Source organism: Pedobacter nyackensis, assembly GCF_900176505.1.
Classification (GTDB): Bacteria; Bacteroidota; Bacteroidia; order Sphingobacteriales; family Sphingobacteriaceae; genus Pedobacter; species Pedobacter nyackensis.
In genome coordinates this window covers 1-16829 of record NZ_FWYB01000007.1, presented here as the reverse complement: position 1 = coordinate 16829, position 16829 = coordinate 1, and the positions used below count along the sequence as shown (strand labels likewise).

Genomic DNA, 16829 nt, shown 5'->3' with positions numbered 1-16829 from the left:
AAATAAGTATTCTCCTCAGCGTCTGGCATCTTTTGCTGAAAAAGCAAAAGCGCCTGAGGCCGCTTCGGAGAAACTAATTTTTATTTCAAGCATGGCGTAAAAGCAAGGTGTAAAAAGTAGGGAGCAAAAGCAGGGAGCTCAGTATGGTGCAAAACATAGAGCGAAGTTGGGAGTTTGGCTGAAACAGAATACTGCAGGATTTTTTTTTTAACTATAAAGCATAGATGCTGTTTAATTCCTTTAATACCTTTTTCCAATCTTTTCCAAAATCGATGTTAAGCATTTTGCCTTCTGGCGAAACAAGGATCTTTGAAGGGTAGCCGGTAATTTTATAATCGCCTTCTACTTTATTGTCAGACATGACCACCGGAATGGAATATTTGTTTGTATTAATGAAGGTTTTAACGCGGTTTTCTTCATCGCGGCAGGCGATGCTCAGGAACTTTGTATTACCATGCTTTCCTTCCTCCAGTTCTAAATAGAATTTATTTACACTTGGTAGTTCTTCTTTACATGGGCCGCACCAGGTACCCCAAAAATCCAATACCAGCCATTTGTCCTTAAAGTCGCTTAGCGATTGTTCTTTTCCGTCTATATTCTTTAGCTTAAAATCTGGTGCCGTTTTCCAGCTGTTGATAACGTTGTTAACCATAAAGGACTTAAAATCATTATTCGGGAAACGTGTTTTGTATAGTTTCTGCATTTCGGCCAGGCTCTCAGGGTTCGCAGTAATTTGTACGGCAAAAAGCTGCATGGCCTCTGTCGTATTACCACCTTTCAATAATACATTCATGTATTCATCACGGTAGCTTTCTTTCGATTTAAGGAAAACGCGGTCGTAGAAACTAATATGGGCTCTTTCTGTTTCTCCTTTTGGAGAATACGCTGATGCTTTTGCTAGATATTTCAGCGCCTTTGTTGAATCTGTAGCTAAGGCGGTCTGATATTTTAAATACCAGGCATGGGCAAGTATGTTCTGCTCTGCTTTACGGTTTGGATTTGAACCATCGGCAGCATATTTTTCAAGCTTTTTGATGGTATAGTTAAGTAGGGAATCGGCTTCGGTCTGTGCTTTGGCTTTCAGAAGGGTATTATACATTAACAAAGCATACCTGCCTGCATTTCCATTATGCATTTGAGCGTCGCTCATTTTAGTATATTCCGCTGCATTTTTTATTACAAGCGCAGTATTTTGTGGTTGCTTTTCTGTCATTGCCCATAGGTACAGGGGCTTTATTTTTTCCCGGTAAAGCGGATCCTTGTCATTCATGAACAGCTCCAGGAGTTCGTAGCTTTTGGCCATTAATGGGTTAGCTGTATCATCATAGGGGAGGAAATATTGTGCCAGGGAATTCTGTACCCAGTTGTTAAACGACTCTGTTTTGTAAGTATATTTACTAACATCGTAGGCAGATGCAGCTCCTTCTTTGTCCAATGCGCTGCCTAGTTTATTGAAAAGATGATGCGTGCCTTCCAGGTATTTGTTTGGGGTAAGCAGGAGTAGACTGTCATATATTTTATAAGAAGTCTCACTGCGCATTTGCTGTATCAGGCTCAATTTATTGACCATATAGTATTGGTCTTTACTAAACTTCTGGTCATTCGCTCTAAAAGCAGCAGCTATTTTTACAGAATCGTAACCCAGTTCGTTTTTGATTGTGGTACTCCAATGGCTGAATTTTACGCGCATATTGATCCAGCTTGTATCTATTTTAGTTTTTGTAATGCTGTTACTTATTTTTTGAGACCCATTTACTCCACCTTGCATTTTGCCAAATTTTATTTCTGTTTGAGAGGTTTGTTTTAAACCTGTAACAAGATCAATGGCAGATTTATCTTGAACACTATTTCCGCTGGTGTCTTTTTTAGATGAATTGACGATAAGGGAATTGTTTTTTTTACTACCCACCTTAAATTTTAAACCAGAATCTTTGTTTTCCCACTCTGGGGATATCGCTAAACTTTTTTCCGGAAACAGGAAGAAAAGGCCTTGCATGGTGTAACGGAATCCATTGGCATTGTCAATCAACTGTTTTTCTATTGCAGGCTGCAGATTCCATTGGGCTATAGCTGCTTTTAGTGCAGGCTCGATGCCATCAACAGAAAGTACTTCTCCTTTTGGACTTACTACTACCGAAAAAGGCTTGTTTAACATGGCCAAAGGAAAGAGAAGGCTGGTATTGTTTAAATTGGTATTGTGAATTGAATCTGTATTTAATCGGGATTTTCCTATATCTTCTTTTATGATGCTCTTTACAAGTCTGCACTCGAGTACGTTATTACCGGAGGCATTTTTACCCAGGGATTTGAAAGCATAGGTAGTTTGCTCTTCACCCTTATAAGTGCCAAAATGGGTGTTTTTAGTAATATATTCAAATTGCTTGTTTTTAGGCACATTTAATTGCTGTGCATAAGTAGTTACTGCAGCTGTTAAGCCTAAGGTAAGTAGCGTTATTTTCTTCATGAGCTATTGTTAATGGATTAAATATAAAGGGAAAATTGTTAGAATTTACATAAGTTTGCATTTGTTTTTTAGCGTTTATAAGCACACATGGATATTTCTGTCGTAATCCCATTATATAATGAAGACGAGTCTCTTCCTGAATTAACCGCCTGGATAGCCAAGGTAATGCGGGAAAATAACTTTTCTTATGAAATCCTTTTCGTTGATGATGGAAGTACAGATTCATCATGGGCTGTTATAGAAGAGTTGAAAATGGAGTTCGATGCCCTGAAAGCCATCAAATTCAGAAGGAATTATGGTAAGTCGGCGGCTTTAAATGTAGCTTTTGCTGCGGCTGAAGGAGATGTAATCATTACTATGGATGCCGATTTGCAGGATAGTCCGGATGAAATACCTGAACTGTTCCGCAGAATCACTGAAGAGAAGCTCGACATCATTTCAGGTTGGAAGAAGAAACGTTACGATCCAATTACCAAAACCATACCTACTAAATTGTTTAATGCGGCTACACGTCGTATGTCGGGTATTCAGTTAAACGATTTCAATTGTGGCTTAAAAGCTTACCGTAAAGATGTGGTTAAAACCATTGAGGTTTATGGTGAGATGCACAGATACATACCAGTAATTGCCAAATGGGCAGGGTTCAAAAAGATAGGGGAGCAGGTAGTAGAGCACCGTGCAAGAAAGTACGGCGTTACTAAATTTGGTCTAAGTCGTTTCATCAATGGTTTCCTTGATTTACTGTCTATCTTTTTTGTAGGCAAGTTTGGCAAAAGACCGATGCATTTTTTCGGTTCGCTGGGTGTTTTAAGCTTCCTGATAGGAACTTTTATGGCGATATGGCTGATTGGCGTTAAGCTTTACCATATCGGGATGAATCTCTCATATAAGAGAGATGTAACAGACCAGCCCTTATTTTATATCGCACTTGTAGCCATTATACTAGGTTCGCAATTGTTCCTGACGGGCTTTGTGGCCGAATTGGTAACCAGAAATGCTACTGAGCGCAATCATTACCTGATTGAAAAAGAGATCATATAAAACATGTTTTTTTCTATAATCATCCCGCTTTACAACCGTCCGCTAGAAATAGACGAGTTGTTGAATACGCTAACGCTTCAAACTTATTTACAGTTTGAGGTTTTAGTCATAGAAGACGGATCTGTAAATGATGCCAAAGCTATCGTTGATAAGTATGCCAATAAGCTTGATGTAAAATATTTTTTCAAGCCCAATGAAGGACAGGGCTTTGCCCGTAACTATGGTTTCGAACGGGCTAAAGGCGATTACTTTGTGATCTTTGATTCAGATTGCCTGATTCCTGAAGATTATCTGGAAACCGTAAAGGATTATCTGTTTGAGCATAAACTCGACGCCTATGGCGGACCAGATGCTGCGCATGAAAGCTTTACACCGATTCAAAAGGCAATCAGCTATGCCATGACTTCTCCCTTTACTACCGGAGGTATTCGTGGTAATAAAAAACACATGGGCCAGTTCCATCCCCGTAGTTTTAACATGGGCGTATCGCGAGAGGTATGGGAAAAGGTTGGTGGCTTTATTTTAACCAGACTAGGCGAAGATATTGAGTATAGTATCCGTATCCATGAAAACGGATTTAAGATTGGATTGATTCCGGGCGCTAAAGTTTACCATAAAAGGCGTACAAGTTTTGCACAGTTTTACAAGCAGCTCCATTTTTTTGGCAGGGCAAGGATAAATATTTATAAGTTTTTCCCTTCAGAACTAAAGCTGGTTCATTTCTTTCCTGCCATTTTTACGTGTGGAGTGATATTTACGCTGTTGATGAACATATTTTACAGTCCTTTAGCGTATTTGTGTAACTTTATGTTGTTGTTATACCTAATGTTGATATTTTTTCATTCATGGCAGGTTAATAAATCGTTAAAGGTTGCATTTTTGAGTATTATTGCTGCGTTTATTCAACTGACAGCCTACGGCTTAGGTTTTATGCAGGATTTTTTTAAAAGAATAGTATTAAAACAACAATGATAGAGTTTTTAAAGGAAAGCACGTTTACTGTAAATGAGACGATAGGTAAGGCCTGGGCCGTAACCAAGAAAAATTACTTTTCCATCGCCACACTTTGCTTTTTAATGTTCATTACCTCCAATGCATCAGGGCTAATGGCGTTTTTTTTGAAGGACGTTAATATGGGACTAAGTGCGCTGATGGCGTTCTTTTTCATCATGTTCTACTTTACCATCAACCTGTCGCTCTTTAAATACATCTTCCATCTGTTGGATGATGATTTAAATGTGAGTATTGTGAGCACAATTCCGACCAGGAAACAGATCATCAGATTCCTTGTAGCGATGCTGTATTTTATGCTTTGCATCATTGGTGTTTATTCACTGGTGATCTTAATCGCATTTCCCTTTATTTATACGGGAATCAATATGGATATTATTACCAATATTGCTATTTCGGTAGGTATCATTGCTATATTTATTACCTGGATAAGAATATCATTTTTCCCCTTCTTTATTATTGATAAGAACCTGCCTCCATTTTTGTCTATCAAATTTAGTCTGGCTACCACAAAGGGTAATTTTACCAAAATCTTATTACTCCTGTTGGTATTGGGCGGTTTTCATTTGCTCTACTTGTTTGTTAGTTACCTTCAATGGCCTGTGATTGCCTTCTTCATCAATGTTCTGAGCTCTTTCATCATAGTACCACTATCAAGTGTGGCTTTAACCATCGCTTACAGAAAAATGATAAGTGAATACAAAGGAGAGGGCGAGCCTGATATTATTCATAATATTGTTTAATCAGTTTTTATGGGATTAAAAGCGGCATTAAGTAAGCCATTTGCTGCCTTTGTAGTAAAAGGTATCAACAAATGGAAAAAAAATGCGGTGAAGGCTCAGCACGATACGCTTAAACAGCTGGTTGCTGCCGCCAAGGATACTGCTTTCGGTAAAGACCATCACTTCGCATCGATAAAAACTTACGAAGGATTTAAAAAGCTGGTTCCAATACGGGACTATGAAGAGTTACGGCCATATATTGATCGGGTAGTTGCCGGCGAAAAGGACGTGATGTGGAAAGGAAAGCCTAAGTATTTTGCTAAAACATCAGGCACTACTTCGGGTGTGAAATATATTCCTATCTCGGCCGAATCCATGCCCGAGCATATTAAAGCAGCCCGCAATGCCTTACTTACCTATGTTCATGAAACCGGGAAGGTGAAATTTATTGATGGCAAAATGATCTTTTTGCAGGGCAGTCCGGTGATGAGCAAGAAGAATGGAATAAACGTTGGTCGTTTATCCGGTATCGTAGCCAACTTGGTACCCGCTTATTTGCAGAAGAACCGCTTACCTTCCTATCAAACAAATTGTATTGAGGATTGGGAAGAGAAGGTAGATGCCATTGTGAAGGAAACCATCAATGAAGATATGACCCTGATTTCGGGGATACCACCATGGGTACAGATGTATTTCGACCGCTTGTCGGAAAAAACAGGTGGCAAAAAGATTAAGGATATCTTCCCAAATTTTGAACTATTTGTTTACGGTGGGGTAAATTACGAACCTTACCGTTCAAAAATTGAAGCCAGTATTGGCAAAAAGATAGATTCCATAGAGACCTATCCCGCCTCCGAAGGTTTTATCGCTTATCAGGATAGTCAGGCCGACAAAAGCCTGTTGCTTCTGGCAAATGCCGGAATGTTCTATGAGTTTATTCCTACGGATGAATTTTACAACGACAACCCTACGCGATTAAGTTTAGATCAGGTAGAGCTGGATACCAATTATGCATTGATTTTAAATACCAACGCAGGTTTGTGGGGATACGTGATCGGTGATACCATTAAATTTGTATCTAAAGATCCATACAAAATTATGGTTACCGGCAGGATTAAGCATTTTATATCCGCCTTTGGTGAGCATGTGATTGGCGAAGAGGTAGAGCATGCATTGCTTTCTGTAGCCAATGAAGAGGGCGTAGGAATTACCGAATTTACTGTGGCTCCGCAAGTGAGCACTGCGGCGGGCGAGTTGCCTTATCATGAGTGGTTTATAGAGTTCTCTAAACCTCCTTTAGATAAAGTTGCTTTTAGTAAAAAGGTAGACGAGGCTTTACAAAAGAAGAATATTTACTATTTTGACCTTATTGAGGGTAAAATATTACAACCTTTGATCATTCGTTCACTAGAAAAGGATGCGTTTGTGAACTATATGAGGACACAAGGGAAGCTTGGGGGACAGAATAAAGTTCCACGCTTATCCAACGACAGGAAGATTGCGGATGATTTAAGTGGTTTTATAACTCGTCATGATGACGAACAACAAGGGAGAATTTAATTGAAAAACATATCCATATTAGGTTCTACAGGTTCTGTAGGTACCCAGGCATTAAATGTTATAGCGGCGAATCCTGATTTGTACAGGATACTTGCGCTTACGGCACATGCCAATGCCAATTTATTGATTGAGCAGGCTTTGAAATTCAAGCCCTCAATGGTGGTGGTAACCGATGAAAGTAAATACCAAACTGTAAAAGACGCTCTAGCTGGAACAGATATTAAGGTTTTGGCCGGTGAAGCAGCTTTATGCGAGGCTGCGGTTTTAGAAGGTGTTGATCTGGTACTTACTGCAATCGTTGGTTCAGTAGGTTTGCGCCCAACAATCGCTGCTATAAAAGCAAAAAAAGACATCGCTTTAGCGAATAAAGAAACCCTGGTAGTTGCCGGTGACCTGATTACTGAGCTTGCAAAAGAAAATGGCGTAAAGATTATTCCTGTTGATTCGGAACACTCTGCTATTTTTCAGTGTCTGGTTGGCGAAGCTGGTCATTCCATTGAGAAAATATACCTTACTGCATCCGGCGGACCATTTAGAGGAAAAGACATTTCTTTCCTTAAAGGAGTTACAAAAGCAGAGGCTTTAAAACATCCAAACTGGGTAATGGGGGCAAAGATTACTATTGACTCCGCTTCATTGATGAATAAAGGGCTTGAGGTAATTGAAGCCAAGTGGTTGTTCGACCTGGAGGCTGATCAGATTGATGTGATTGTACATCCACAATCTATCATCCATTCATTGGTACAATTTCATGATGGATCGATGAAGGCTCAAATGGGGGTGCCCGATATGAATTTGCCTATTCATTACGCTTTAGCCTATCCTGACAGAATAAGTAGCGACTTTAAGCGTTTCAATTTCGTGGATTATCCGGAACTGAACTTCTTTAAACCCGATTTAAAAACCTTTAGAAATCTTGATTTGGCTTATACTGCCTTGCGTAAGGGCGGGAATATGGCTTGTATCATTAATGCTGCAAACGAGGTGGTGGTAGAAGCCTTTTTGCAGGATAAGATCGGTTTTATAGAAATGAGCGACGTTATTGAAGCTTGTATGGAGGGAATCGAGTTTGTAGAGAAGCCGAGCCTGAATAATTATTTAGAAACAGACAGCCATACACGTATATTTGCGAGTCAACTGGTAACAAAAAAGAATTTTTAAGATCAAAGTAGAACATTAAAATAAAAATATGAGTGGATTGATTATGGCTGCCCAGTTATTGCTGGGATTGTCGATACTGGTAATTTTACATGAGTTAGGACATTTTTTGGCGGCGCGTGCCTTCGGAATTAAAGTAGAGAAGTTTTACCTGTTTTTTGACGCCTGGGGTTTTAAATTATTTAGCTTCAAAAAAGGTGATTGCGAATATGGTATAGGATGGTTGCCATTGGGTGGTTATGTTAAAATTGCTGGGATGATAGATGAATCTATGGATACCGAGCAAATGAATCAACCGGCACAGCCATGGGAATTCAGATCAAAACCAGCTTGGCAGCGTCTGATTGTAATGTTAGGTGGTGTAGTGGTGAATATCATTGTAGGTATCTTCATTTTCTGGATGCTTACTTTTAAATATGGTGAGACTTATATTGCTAACAGTTCTGTACAAAACGGAATCAACCCTGGTAGCATAGGTAAAGAAATCGGCTTACAAAAAGGAGATAGGGTTATTGCGGTAAATGGCAATAAAGTAATCCGTTTTGAAGAGCTGATGAGCTCAAAAGTTTTATTGGGTAACACCAGTTTAACTATCGTTCGTGGTGATAAAACCATGGATATTAAAGTTCCTGATAATATCTTAAATAAAGTTTCTGATTTAGGAATCGAAGCATTTATTAGCCGTGCACCGCTTTTAACTTCAACTGTTGATAGTATTATAGCAGGTAAAGCAGCATTTAAGGCTGGTCTGCAAAAAGGTGATAGAATTACTGCGATCAATTCAGTTCCTGTAAAATACGATGCTGATGTGAGAGAGCTGATTCCTAAGTTTAAAGGGAAGTCGGTAACTTTTGATGTGAACAGAGGTGCACAGCATTTAACTTATACTGTTCCTGTTGATACTGCAGGTACTATTGGTATTGGTTTTAACATCAATGAAATTAAAGAAGAAACCATTAAATACGGTTTGATAGCAGCTTTGCCAATTGGCGCAAATCAGGCATGGAAAACCTTTAGCGATAATGCAAAAGGTATCTGGAAGGTATTGACTGGTAAAATTCAAGCAAATAAAGCGTTTTCAGGTCCTGTAGAGATTGCACGTAAGGTTTATGGTGGAGAGTGGATCTGGGCTAGATTCTGGGCTTCTACAGGCTTTATATCAATCGCATTAGCATTTATGAACTTATTACCTATTCCTGCATTAGACGGCGGACACGTAGTGTTCTTGCTTGTTGAAATGGTTAAAGGAAAACCACTTGGTGATAAATTTATGGAGCGTGCACAGATTGCCGGTTTTGTGATCCTGTTATCGTTGATGGTCTTTGTGCTCGGGAACGATATTTTTAAGGCTTTCTTTAAGTAAAGCGATGACGGATTATTTTAGCTTTTATAGTCTGCCGGTGAGTTTTAACCCGGATAAGGCAGCTATAAAACAACAGTTTTATGCACTTAGTAAGCAGTATCATCCTGATTTCTATATCAACGAAAGTGAAGAGAAGCAGGCTGAGGTGCTTGAACTGAGTACCATTAACAATAAGGCTTATCAGGTGTTGAGTGATCCTCAGAAGCGCTTACATTACATTTTAGAACTAAAGGGACAGCTTACCGAAGGAGAGAATTATATGCTCCCACAAAGCTTCTTAATGGATATGATGGATGTGAACGAAGCTTTGATGGATTTACAGTTTGATCCTGATCCGGTGCGCTTAGCTTCGCTTAAGGCTGAGGTTGATGTGATTGAGCAGGGGATAGCCGATGATATTTTAAAATTAACTACTGCTTTTGATGAACAGGATGAGGCCACTCAATCGCAATCATTAGTAGCCATAAAAGATTTATATTACCGTAATAAGTACTTATTACGCATCCGTGAAAGTATAAATAAAGCAACTGCTGGTCGTTAGCGTTGTTACGACAGTGTAAAAAAGCATTTACAAGCTTTTTTACACTGTTTATTTGAGGTAATTTCGGCCTCAAATCAATTGTATGAATACATTATCAATTTTTAGAAAAGTAGCCGTAGCTGAAGGAATTTCTTACGTTTTGCTCATATTTATTGCTATGCCATTAAAGTATTGGGCTGAGATGCCTTTGGCTGTTAAGTATACAGGATGGGCGCATGGTTTGTTGTTTATGCTTTATCTTGTGCTTTTGATTATGGCATGGGTAGAATACAAGTGGAGTTTTAAAAAATCTGCTTTGATCGGAGTGGCTTCATTGCTTCCTTTTGCCCCTTTTTACGTTGATAAAAGACTAAAAGAAGAAAATTAAAATAAATTTGGCAAATGTTAAATCTATTTATACATTTGCAACCCGCTGAAGAAGCAAATGCCCAGCTGGCGGAATTGGTAGACGCGCTGGTCTCAAACACCTGTGGGAAACCGTGCCGGTTCGACTCCGGCGCTGGGTACATTGGAAAGCCTTAGAGAAATCTAAGGCTTTTTTTTATATTTTTATGTCTGTTAACTAATGTAGATTATGTTGGAAGATTTGGTTATTATTCAGAATGATTTGTTGAAAAGTTATCTTGAACAAATACCTTCTGGCCTGCAGCAGGCATTTGATGATTTGCATGACGCAGAATTATCTACAAGTAGCTTTAGCTTTTATACTTCCGTATCCTCTGTGTTTTCAAGTAAGATTGAGGGAGAAATGATAGAACTGGACTCTTTCATTAAACATAAAAGAGATGGTATCCCTTTCCAGATTGATTATACCCGTAAGATTGATGATTTATATGATGCCTATATTTTTGCTCAGGAGAATAGCTTAAATGAATCAAATATAGCAGGAGCACACATGCTTCTAAGTAAACATATTCTGGATAAACAATCTCAGGGGAATTTTCGTAAACATAATATGTATGTTTCTACACCGGATGGAAGAATCGAATATGTAGCCGCTTTACCTGGGCAAGTAAAGGAAGAAATGACGAAGTTTTATAATGACCTTGATCAATTGGTGAATACCCCATTGTCCATTGAGGAAGTATTTTATTATGCTGCAATGATTCATTTGGTCTTTGTGAAAATCCATCCCTGGAATGACGGTAATGGTCGAAGTGCAAGGCTTATCGAAAAATGGTTTATAGCGGAGAAACTGGGAGAAAAGGCTTGGTACTTGCCTAGTGAGAAATATTACTATAACCAGCATAATTTATATTATACCAATATCCGTAGACTTGGATTGGAATATATCGAATTGGATTATAATCAGGCATTACCATTTTTGTTGATGCTACCAAAAGTTTTGGATTAACGTCGAATTTTCGTTTTTATATAGTTCGATTTATAGGAAGGGTTACACTTTCAATCGATCACCAAATTTAATTTTACTTCGCTTGATGTAATAATAGTAAGTACTTCGGGCTAAAAAAACAAGATATTCATCAAATAAAAGCAAGATCTTCGCTCAAAGTGAATGCTCATTTGTAAGATCTTTATTGGATGAAAAAAATCATCCTGCCATTTATGCTCGATGAATTTGTAAACAAAGAGGCTGTCTCAAGTATTCAAAAATGCCCCAAATAGTGTCTAACTTTTTGGGGCATATATTATAGACCGTCTCTTTTGTTTAATCTGCCTTTCTTATGAAAATAGCCCCCTTAGAGTCATTGTTCACCTGTCCGCTTACATTGGCTTTAATGGTAAATGCTGCACCAGTTTCATAATTATTAATATTAAAAGTATAGCTATTATTTTTCGTGCTGGTTCCTGCATAACCGTCAAGCGTTTCTTCTGCCAATTTATTGCCGTTTTTGTATATGGCAATAGTGTTTATATCCAATCTGCTTTCGCCACCAGTATACTGAAACGTCAGAATAAAATTGCCGTTGGCATTTACTATGCCAGTTGCATTAATCTCTAAAATTGTAAAATCCTTTCCCTTAATGTTAGATGGACTCCATTCTGTAGCTAACACGCCAAGTTTTTTGAAACGATCATATTTGTTTGGAAAATAGAAAGGTAGCGAATATTGCTGCCTGTTTAATACTGTTATCGCCCAGAAATTGCTAGGGTTTGTAACTTTGATAGGTTGCGTATATAGTGCTGAGTAAGGTGTTGGAAATGATCCGTCGGTAGTATATCGGATCTCAGCACCCTTTACTACATTTTGTAAAGTGATGGTATTGGTGCTATCAACATTGGTGTTGCTTACCAACTTTGGCTGTGGCAGCCTAAAACCATAGCCTGCGTTTTGATAGCGTTGGTAATGTGTGCTCATTCTATTTTCAAATGCTGTCCAGTCTTTCAATTTTACAGGTGTCCAACAAACTTCTGCTAATGCACTTAGGCGTGGTAAGGCCAAATAATCAAAATATTGTTCGGAGCGGTTTTCATTCAATGGAGTCATTTCTGCAAGTTTGTTGCCATGTATAAACTGGTCGGCCCACAAGGTGCCTGAAGCGCCCAATATTTGGCTTCTGTACTTTTCATCTAAATCACTTAACATCGGGTTGAAGGAATACACCCGCTCTAAAGAAACTGGGCCCACCCATGTAGCTGTTTGTACCTCTCCAGGGATATTTTTTTCAAACATATCAAAATAACAATAAGCGGTTAACGATTGTACAATGCTATGGCCTTGCTCAACAGCTTTGGAAATTTTCTTCTTGTTATTCCAGATCATGCCAACCATTTTTTCTTTTAAGCCATCTTCAATCGCCTCATCCCAGCCCACTAAAGTTTTTCCATATTTTTTAAGAATAGATTGTACTCTGTTATTGAAATATATTTGCAATTCTGATTCATTTTTTAATCCCAATTCCGCTTTTTTCTTTTGGCAATCAGCACATTCTTTCCATCTGCTGTAATTGGCCTCATCACCCCCTATATGAATGTATTTTGAAGGGAAAAGTGCAGTAGTTTCCTTAAATACGTCTTCAAGAAAATCAAATGTACGCTCTTTACCTACGCAATAAATTTCTTTGCTAATAGAATGTTGTGTTGGCATAACGAACTGTTGGTTTGTACAGCCCAAGTATGGATAGGCTACAATTGCGGCCAGAGTATGGGCGGGTAGCTCAATTTCGGGTACCACTTCTACATTTCGTTTAGCCGCATAAGTTATAATCTCTTTAATGTCTTTTTGAGTGTAGTAACCACCTGTTTTTTCCGAACCAAGTCCACGCCATCCGCCTATAGCAGTTAATTTGGGGTATTTGATAATTTCCAATCGCCAACCCGCATCATCAATCAAATGGAAATGCAAGACATTCATCTTATACATGGCCATTAAGTCGATAAACTTTAACACATATTCTTTACTAAAAAAATAGCGTGAAACATCAAGCATCATACCACGCCATGGGTATGATGGTGCATCATTAATTACTGCACCATTGATTACCCAAGCTTTGTTCTTTTGGCGTTCTTTATTATAAATTTCGGCAGGCAACATTTGCAATAAAGTTTGAATGCCATAGAATGTACCTGCACTACTGTTTCCGGCAATTTTAACCTGCTGGTTATTAACTGATAATTTATAGGCTTCCTTGCTGTTGTTTTCTTTTTTTGAGATCATTAAAACTATCCCATTTGATGGTAAGGTTTTAACTTCCTTCAATTCAAAGTCGAAGCCGGTTGCCGGACTTAACGCAGATGCTAAAAGTATTGCCTGCTCTTTTAATCCATTTTGGTAATAAATTTTGGTTTCTTTGTTTATTTTGAATAACTGACCGTTTGATTGGTAGTTTTCAGGGAGTGGAATGATATTATTTTGAGCGATTGATAGTTTAGAAAGGCATATTAGAAGAATAGCCAATGAAATTCTCTTCATAAGAAACTAATTTGGTTTAGGTTGTGGTTAGAAAGCAATTTACTTATTATCTCGCCCACCTTTATATTAAAATAAGGCACAAACGTTTGCGCTTTATCTTTAATCCGGAGGCTCAGTTTTATTTCGCTTCTAATTGTTTTATTCTTACTTCTTTCTTTGTTTTCCTAATCTATAATCGTGGGATCAAGGTACTATGTATAAATACAAGTAATTTTTGATATTTTTTTTAATTTTGTTCTACTTGAGAGGAGGCATACGATGATCCTTCATTCGGTATGCCTACCTTGTGTAGTGCCGACAATAGGTTGGCACTATTTTATTATCACTAATGGCGAAGGTCGTTTAGCCAAGCTGCAGGGCCGACTCCTTTTCTTCTGTATATTTCTTTATGTATGTTTCGTCAAAAGCTTCATTCCTTTTCCAAAGCGCGAAGACGATTGTCAGCAGTTTTTTCTGCACAGCCACATAACTTTTCATTTTAATGCCATGCTTGGCTAACGTTCGGTCGTATAGCCCCATGAAAGGCTGAACATTGTGCCTGACCACACTGAGAGCTGGCATATGCAATATCCTACGGATATGACTATTCCCTTTCTTGGAAATACGTGTCTTGCCTATCTGTCTCCCAGACTGGTTTTCTACTGTATCATAGCCAGCGAAACTAGCCAATTGCCTAGCATTATCAAATAACAGAAATCCATTAGTTTCTGCGGTTAGAGTAGCTACGGTCTTGATTCCGAGTCCTTTTATTGTACAAATTTTTGTAACTTTTACGCAGACTTCATCATTGGCTGTAATATGCATATCTATCAGTTTTCCGGAAGCCTCTAGTTGCTTTTCCAATAATCTTAGTTGGCTCCTTAGTTGTTTTACCACATCCTGGTTAACGTACATACCCCTTTCGGTTGCATGAAGGCGATTGGAGATTACTGTCTTCATCTCCTGCAAGCTTTGGTCATGCCTGGTAAGTTCTCTCAGCTGGTAGAAGTATTCACCCATCGGTTCCCACAGTCTTAATGATTTCTCAGCTCCCATTTGCGCAAGACCTTTTGCATCAATTTTATCATTTTTCGACTTCTGTCCAGATGCCTGGAGATACTTTTTTGCCTTATTAGGCAGGATCACAGACACATTGTATCCAGCCTTATGCAAATACATAGCACAGTTTTCGTAATAAACACCGGTAGCTTCCATGCAGATGACAAATGGAATAGTTGTTTGTTTATGGTTCCGCTTAATCCAATCATCCAAATCTCTGAACCCCTTCTGTGTGTTCAAAATTTTACGGCTTGCTTTAACGGTAACATTCTGGTAGATATCTATCGCCGAAATGCAACAATGGATGTCTTTGTTCGACACATCCAAACCTAACGAATACTTCATCATGTCAATTTCATTTTGTTGTTAATCCTATTCGAAAAAACAGCTTCTTCTGCAACGCCATGTCTCATTGTTTTATACAGGATTACCTGACTCATGCAAATATCCCTAAGTACTATTCCGGCTCATCAGAAGAAACTAAAGCAGACTTTCCTTGATCACAGCATCGTTAAAATTAACGTGCACAGCGGAATTTCAGGTTACTGCTTTAGCTCTGTTGTCTTCTTTAAAGTTACTGGTATTCAAAGATATGAGCGGAATTCAAGATGCTGGACCGATAAAAGCAGTGGAGATATCATTAGCAGGGATTGGGATTTAGTAAGAAAAGGGGTGCGAATGACAACGGAATTCGGTCTTTTATATTTACTGAGAATTTTAAAAAGGTCATTATATTGTTGTTATGCAAAATGTATTGACTGTTCGTGTGAGATCAATTCGGTCTTGGTAAGCTTCCAGCTATACCGTAAAAAAGGGATGATCCACACGATTTCATTCTCAGGAGTCTGAACAGTACTTAAGGCCGCTATAACGAGCCTGAATAAAACAAAAGGATAGACGAAGGAGGATTAAGTCGATACGATTTAAATTCTTGATTATGGCTATTACAAAACAATCAATTGGGATAGATATCTCAAAAACTAAATTTACTGCATGTCTATGTCAGCGTTTAGAGGACGGTAAATTAACGTTCTCAAAGTCTTTAGATTTTAGTAACGACACCAAGGGTTTTAATCAATTGCTACGGTGGGCGAAAAGCATTATTGTTGCTGGAACAGAGCTTGTATTCCTGATGGAAGCTACAGGTGTTTACTATGAACATTTGGCGCACCACCTTTACAAGATCAAGAAAACGGTTCACGTTGTGCTACCCAATACCTCAAAGCACTATTTTTCCAGCCTAAACATCAAGACAAAGACAGATGCAGTTGATGCGAGAATACTCAGCCAGTTTGGGATAGAGCGAATCCATAAGTCATGGGCTCCACCTCCTGCAGCATTGTTGCAGCTTAGGAATCTAACCCGGTATTATGTTCAACTGCAGGAGCAGAAAACTGCTCTTGGGAACATTAAGCATAGTAAGGATTGCTCACATGACATTCAAAATTTCATCATCAAAAGCAACAAGAAATTGATTGTCGAGATAGATAAAGAAATTGCAAAATGTCTAATTGAAATCAAGAAACTTCTAGAAGCCGACAGGGTTCTGAAGGAAAAAGTAAGAAAGTTGTTGACAATAAGAGGCGTCGGCCTTATTACTCTTGCTACAATTCTTGCTGAAACTATGGGTTTTAAGCAGTTTGGTAGCGTTAAGCAACTTGTGAGCTATTCAGGCTATGATGTTGTGCAAAGGGAATCTGGAACATCAATAAAGGGAAAGACAAGAATATCTAAGAAAGGAAATAGGTATATCAGGAATGCACTCTATTTTCCTGCAATGGTAGCATGCAGATACAATGAGTCATTAAAGGAAATCTACATGAGAATAAACCAGAAAAAAAGCTCTAAAATGGTAGGCCAAGTTGCTATACAGAGGAAATTACTAATTCTAATCTATACCCTTTGGAAAAATGATACTGAGTTTATGGAAAATTATAAAGGAAGTAGTCCCGATCCGATAATCGAGACTACACAAGATAGTTCAGTAGTTGAACTTCTTTAGATTACAAAAATACTTTTTTGTCTAAATATTTGGATTTTAAAACAGTACCTTTTTT

General features: G+C 38.4%; 13 protein-coding genes and 1 tRNA gene. 11 read left to right on the top strand and 3 right to left on the bottom strand.

Annotation, left to right across the window (positions count from 1 at the left end; all coding sequences use genetic code 11):
* Nucleotides 1–211: 211 nt before the first annotated feature.
* Nucleotides 212–2464 (bottom strand): DUF6263 family protein, encoded by a 2253-nt coding sequence (locus B9A18_RS13635; protein WP_084289881.1) that lies wholly within the window; start codon nt 2462–2464, stop codon nt 212–214.
* Nucleotides 2465–2551: 87 nt separating this feature from the next.
* On the opposite strand from B9A18_RS13635, the gene B9A18_RS13630 reads away from it, so the two are divergent.
* From B9A18_RS13630 to B9A18_RS13585, 10 genes are all read left to right on the top strand, one after another.
* On the top strand, nt 2552–3505 hold the full coding sequence (locus B9A18_RS13630) for a glycosyltransferase family 2 protein (RefSeq protein ID WP_084289880.1): 954 nt from the start codon (nt 2552–2554) through the stop codon (nt 3503–3505).
* Nucleotides 3506–3508: 3 nt separating this feature from the next.
* Complete coding sequence (locus tag B9A18_RS13625) at nt 3509–4477, top strand: glycosyltransferase family 2 protein (RefSeq protein ID WP_084289879.1); 969 nt, start codon at nt 3509–3511, stop codon at nt 4475–4477.
* Entirely contained in the window at nt 4474–5259 is a 786-nt protein-coding gene (locus tag B9A18_RS13620) for a hypothetical protein (protein WP_084289878.1), read from the top strand. The genes B9A18_RS13625 and B9A18_RS13620 overlap by 4 nt, the downstream gene beginning before the upstream one ends.
* Nucleotides 5260–5268: 9 nt before the next feature.
* The gene (locus B9A18_RS13615; protein ID WP_084289877.1) at nt 5269–6798 is read left to right on the top strand and encodes a GH3 auxin-responsive promoter family protein; all 1530 of its coding nucleotides are present in this window, start codon (nt 5269–5271) and stop codon (nt 6796–6798) included.
* Complete coding sequence (locus B9A18_RS13610; protein WP_084289876.1) at nt 6799–7959, top strand: 1-deoxy-D-xylulose-5-phosphate reductoisomerase; 1161 nt, start codon at nt 6799–6801, stop codon at nt 7957–7959. It abuts the gene before it with no gap.
* Between the two features lie 28 nt (nt 7960–7987).
* The gene (rseP, locus tag B9A18_RS13605; RefSeq protein WP_084289875.1) at nt 7988–9319 is read left to right on the top strand and encodes an RIP metalloprotease RseP; all 1332 of its coding nucleotides are present in this window, start codon (nt 7988–7990) and stop codon (nt 9317–9319) included.
* A 4-nt stretch (nt 9320–9323) separates the two neighbouring features.
* Nucleotides 9324–9860 (top strand): Fe-S protein assembly co-chaperone HscB, encoded by a 537-nt coding sequence (gene hscB / locus B9A18_RS13600; RefSeq protein ID WP_084289874.1) that lies wholly within the window; start codon nt 9324–9326, stop codon nt 9858–9860.
* Between the two features lie 82 nt (nt 9861–9942).
* Nucleotides 9943–10227, top strand: coding sequence for a DUF3817 domain-containing protein (locus B9A18_RS13595; protein WP_084289873.1), 285 nt, complete (start codon nt 9943–9945; stop codon nt 10225–10227).
* A 59-nt stretch (nt 10228–10286) separates the two neighbouring features.
* A tRNA-Leu gene (locus B9A18_RS13590) sits at nt 10287–10366 on the top strand.
* A gap of 68 nt (nt 10367–10434) precedes the next feature.
* Nucleotides 10435–11214, top strand: coding sequence for a Fic family protein (locus tag B9A18_RS13585; RefSeq protein WP_084289872.1), 780 nt, complete (start codon nt 10435–10437; stop codon nt 11212–11214).
* A gap of 315 nt (nt 11215–11529) precedes the next feature.
* Here the strand turns inward: B9A18_RS13585 and B9A18_RS13580 are convergent, their stop codons facing one another.
* Nucleotides 11530–13734 (bottom strand): beta-N-acetylhexosaminidase, encoded by a 2205-nt coding sequence (locus B9A18_RS13580; RefSeq protein ID WP_084289871.1) that lies wholly within the window; start codon nt 13732–13734, stop codon nt 11530–11532.
* Nucleotides 13735–14076: 342 nt separating this feature from the next.
* Entirely contained in the window at nt 14077–15120 is a 1044-nt protein-coding gene (locus B9A18_RS13575; protein ID WP_084289870.1) for an IS110 family RNA-guided transposase, read from the bottom strand.
* A 589-nt stretch (nt 15121–15709) separates the two neighbouring features.
* On the opposite strand from B9A18_RS13575, the gene B9A18_RS13570 reads away from it, so the two are divergent.
* Nucleotides 15710–16774, top strand: a complete 1065-nt coding sequence (locus B9A18_RS13570; RefSeq protein ID WP_084289126.1) for an IS110 family RNA-guided transposase — start codon at nt 15710–15712, stop codon at nt 16772–16774.
* The last annotated feature ends 55 nt before the right edge of the window (nt 16775–16829 follow it).

What these genes read in the sequence shown, in the direction of transcription:
- B9A18_RS13585 (WP_084289872.1), top strand. Translation starts at nt 10,435, where the DNA reads ATGTTGGAAGATTTGGTTATTATTCAGAATGATTTGTTGAAAAGTTAT.
- B9A18_RS13575 (WP_084289870.1), bottom strand. Translation starts at nt 15,120, where the DNA reads ATGATGAAGTATTCGTTAGGTTTGGATGTGTCGAACAAAGACATCCAT.
- B9A18_RS13630 (WP_084289880.1), top strand. Translation starts at nt 2,552, where the DNA reads ATGGATATTTCTGTCGTAATCCCATTATATAATGAAGACGAGTCTCTT.
- B9A18_RS13595 (WP_084289873.1), top strand. Translation starts at nt 9,943, where the DNA reads ATGAATACATTATCAATTTTTAGAAAAGTAGCCGTAGCTGAAGGAATT.
- B9A18_RS13635 (WP_084289881.1), bottom strand. Translation starts at nt 2,464, where the DNA reads ATGAAGAAAATAACGCTACTTACCTTAGGCTTAACAGCTGCAGTAACT.
- B9A18_RS13615 (WP_084289877.1), top strand. Translation starts at nt 5,269, where the DNA reads ATGGGATTAAAAGCGGCATTAAGTAAGCCATTTGCTGCCTTTGTAGTA.
- hscB (WP_084289874.1), top strand. Translation starts at nt 9,324, where the DNA reads ATGACGGATTATTTTAGCTTTTATAGTCTGCCGGTGAGTTTTAACCCG.
- rseP (WP_084289875.1), top strand. Translation starts at nt 7,988, where the DNA reads ATGAGTGGATTGATTATGGCTGCCCAGTTATTGCTGGGATTGTCGATA.
- B9A18_RS13625 (WP_084289879.1), top strand. Translation starts at nt 3,509, where the DNA reads ATGTTTTTTTCTATAATCATCCCGCTTTACAACCGTCCGCTAGAAATA.
- B9A18_RS13580 (WP_084289871.1), bottom strand. Translation starts at nt 13,734, where the DNA reads ATGAAGAGAATTTCATTGGCTATTCTTCTAATATGCCTTTCTAAACTA.
- B9A18_RS13570 (WP_084289126.1), top strand. Translation starts at nt 15,710, where the DNA reads ATGGCTATTACAAAACAATCAATTGGGATAGATATCTCAAAAACTAAA.
- B9A18_RS13620 (WP_084289878.1), top strand. Translation starts at nt 4,474, where the DNA reads ATGATAGAGTTTTTAAAGGAAAGCACGTTTACTGTAAATGAGACGATA.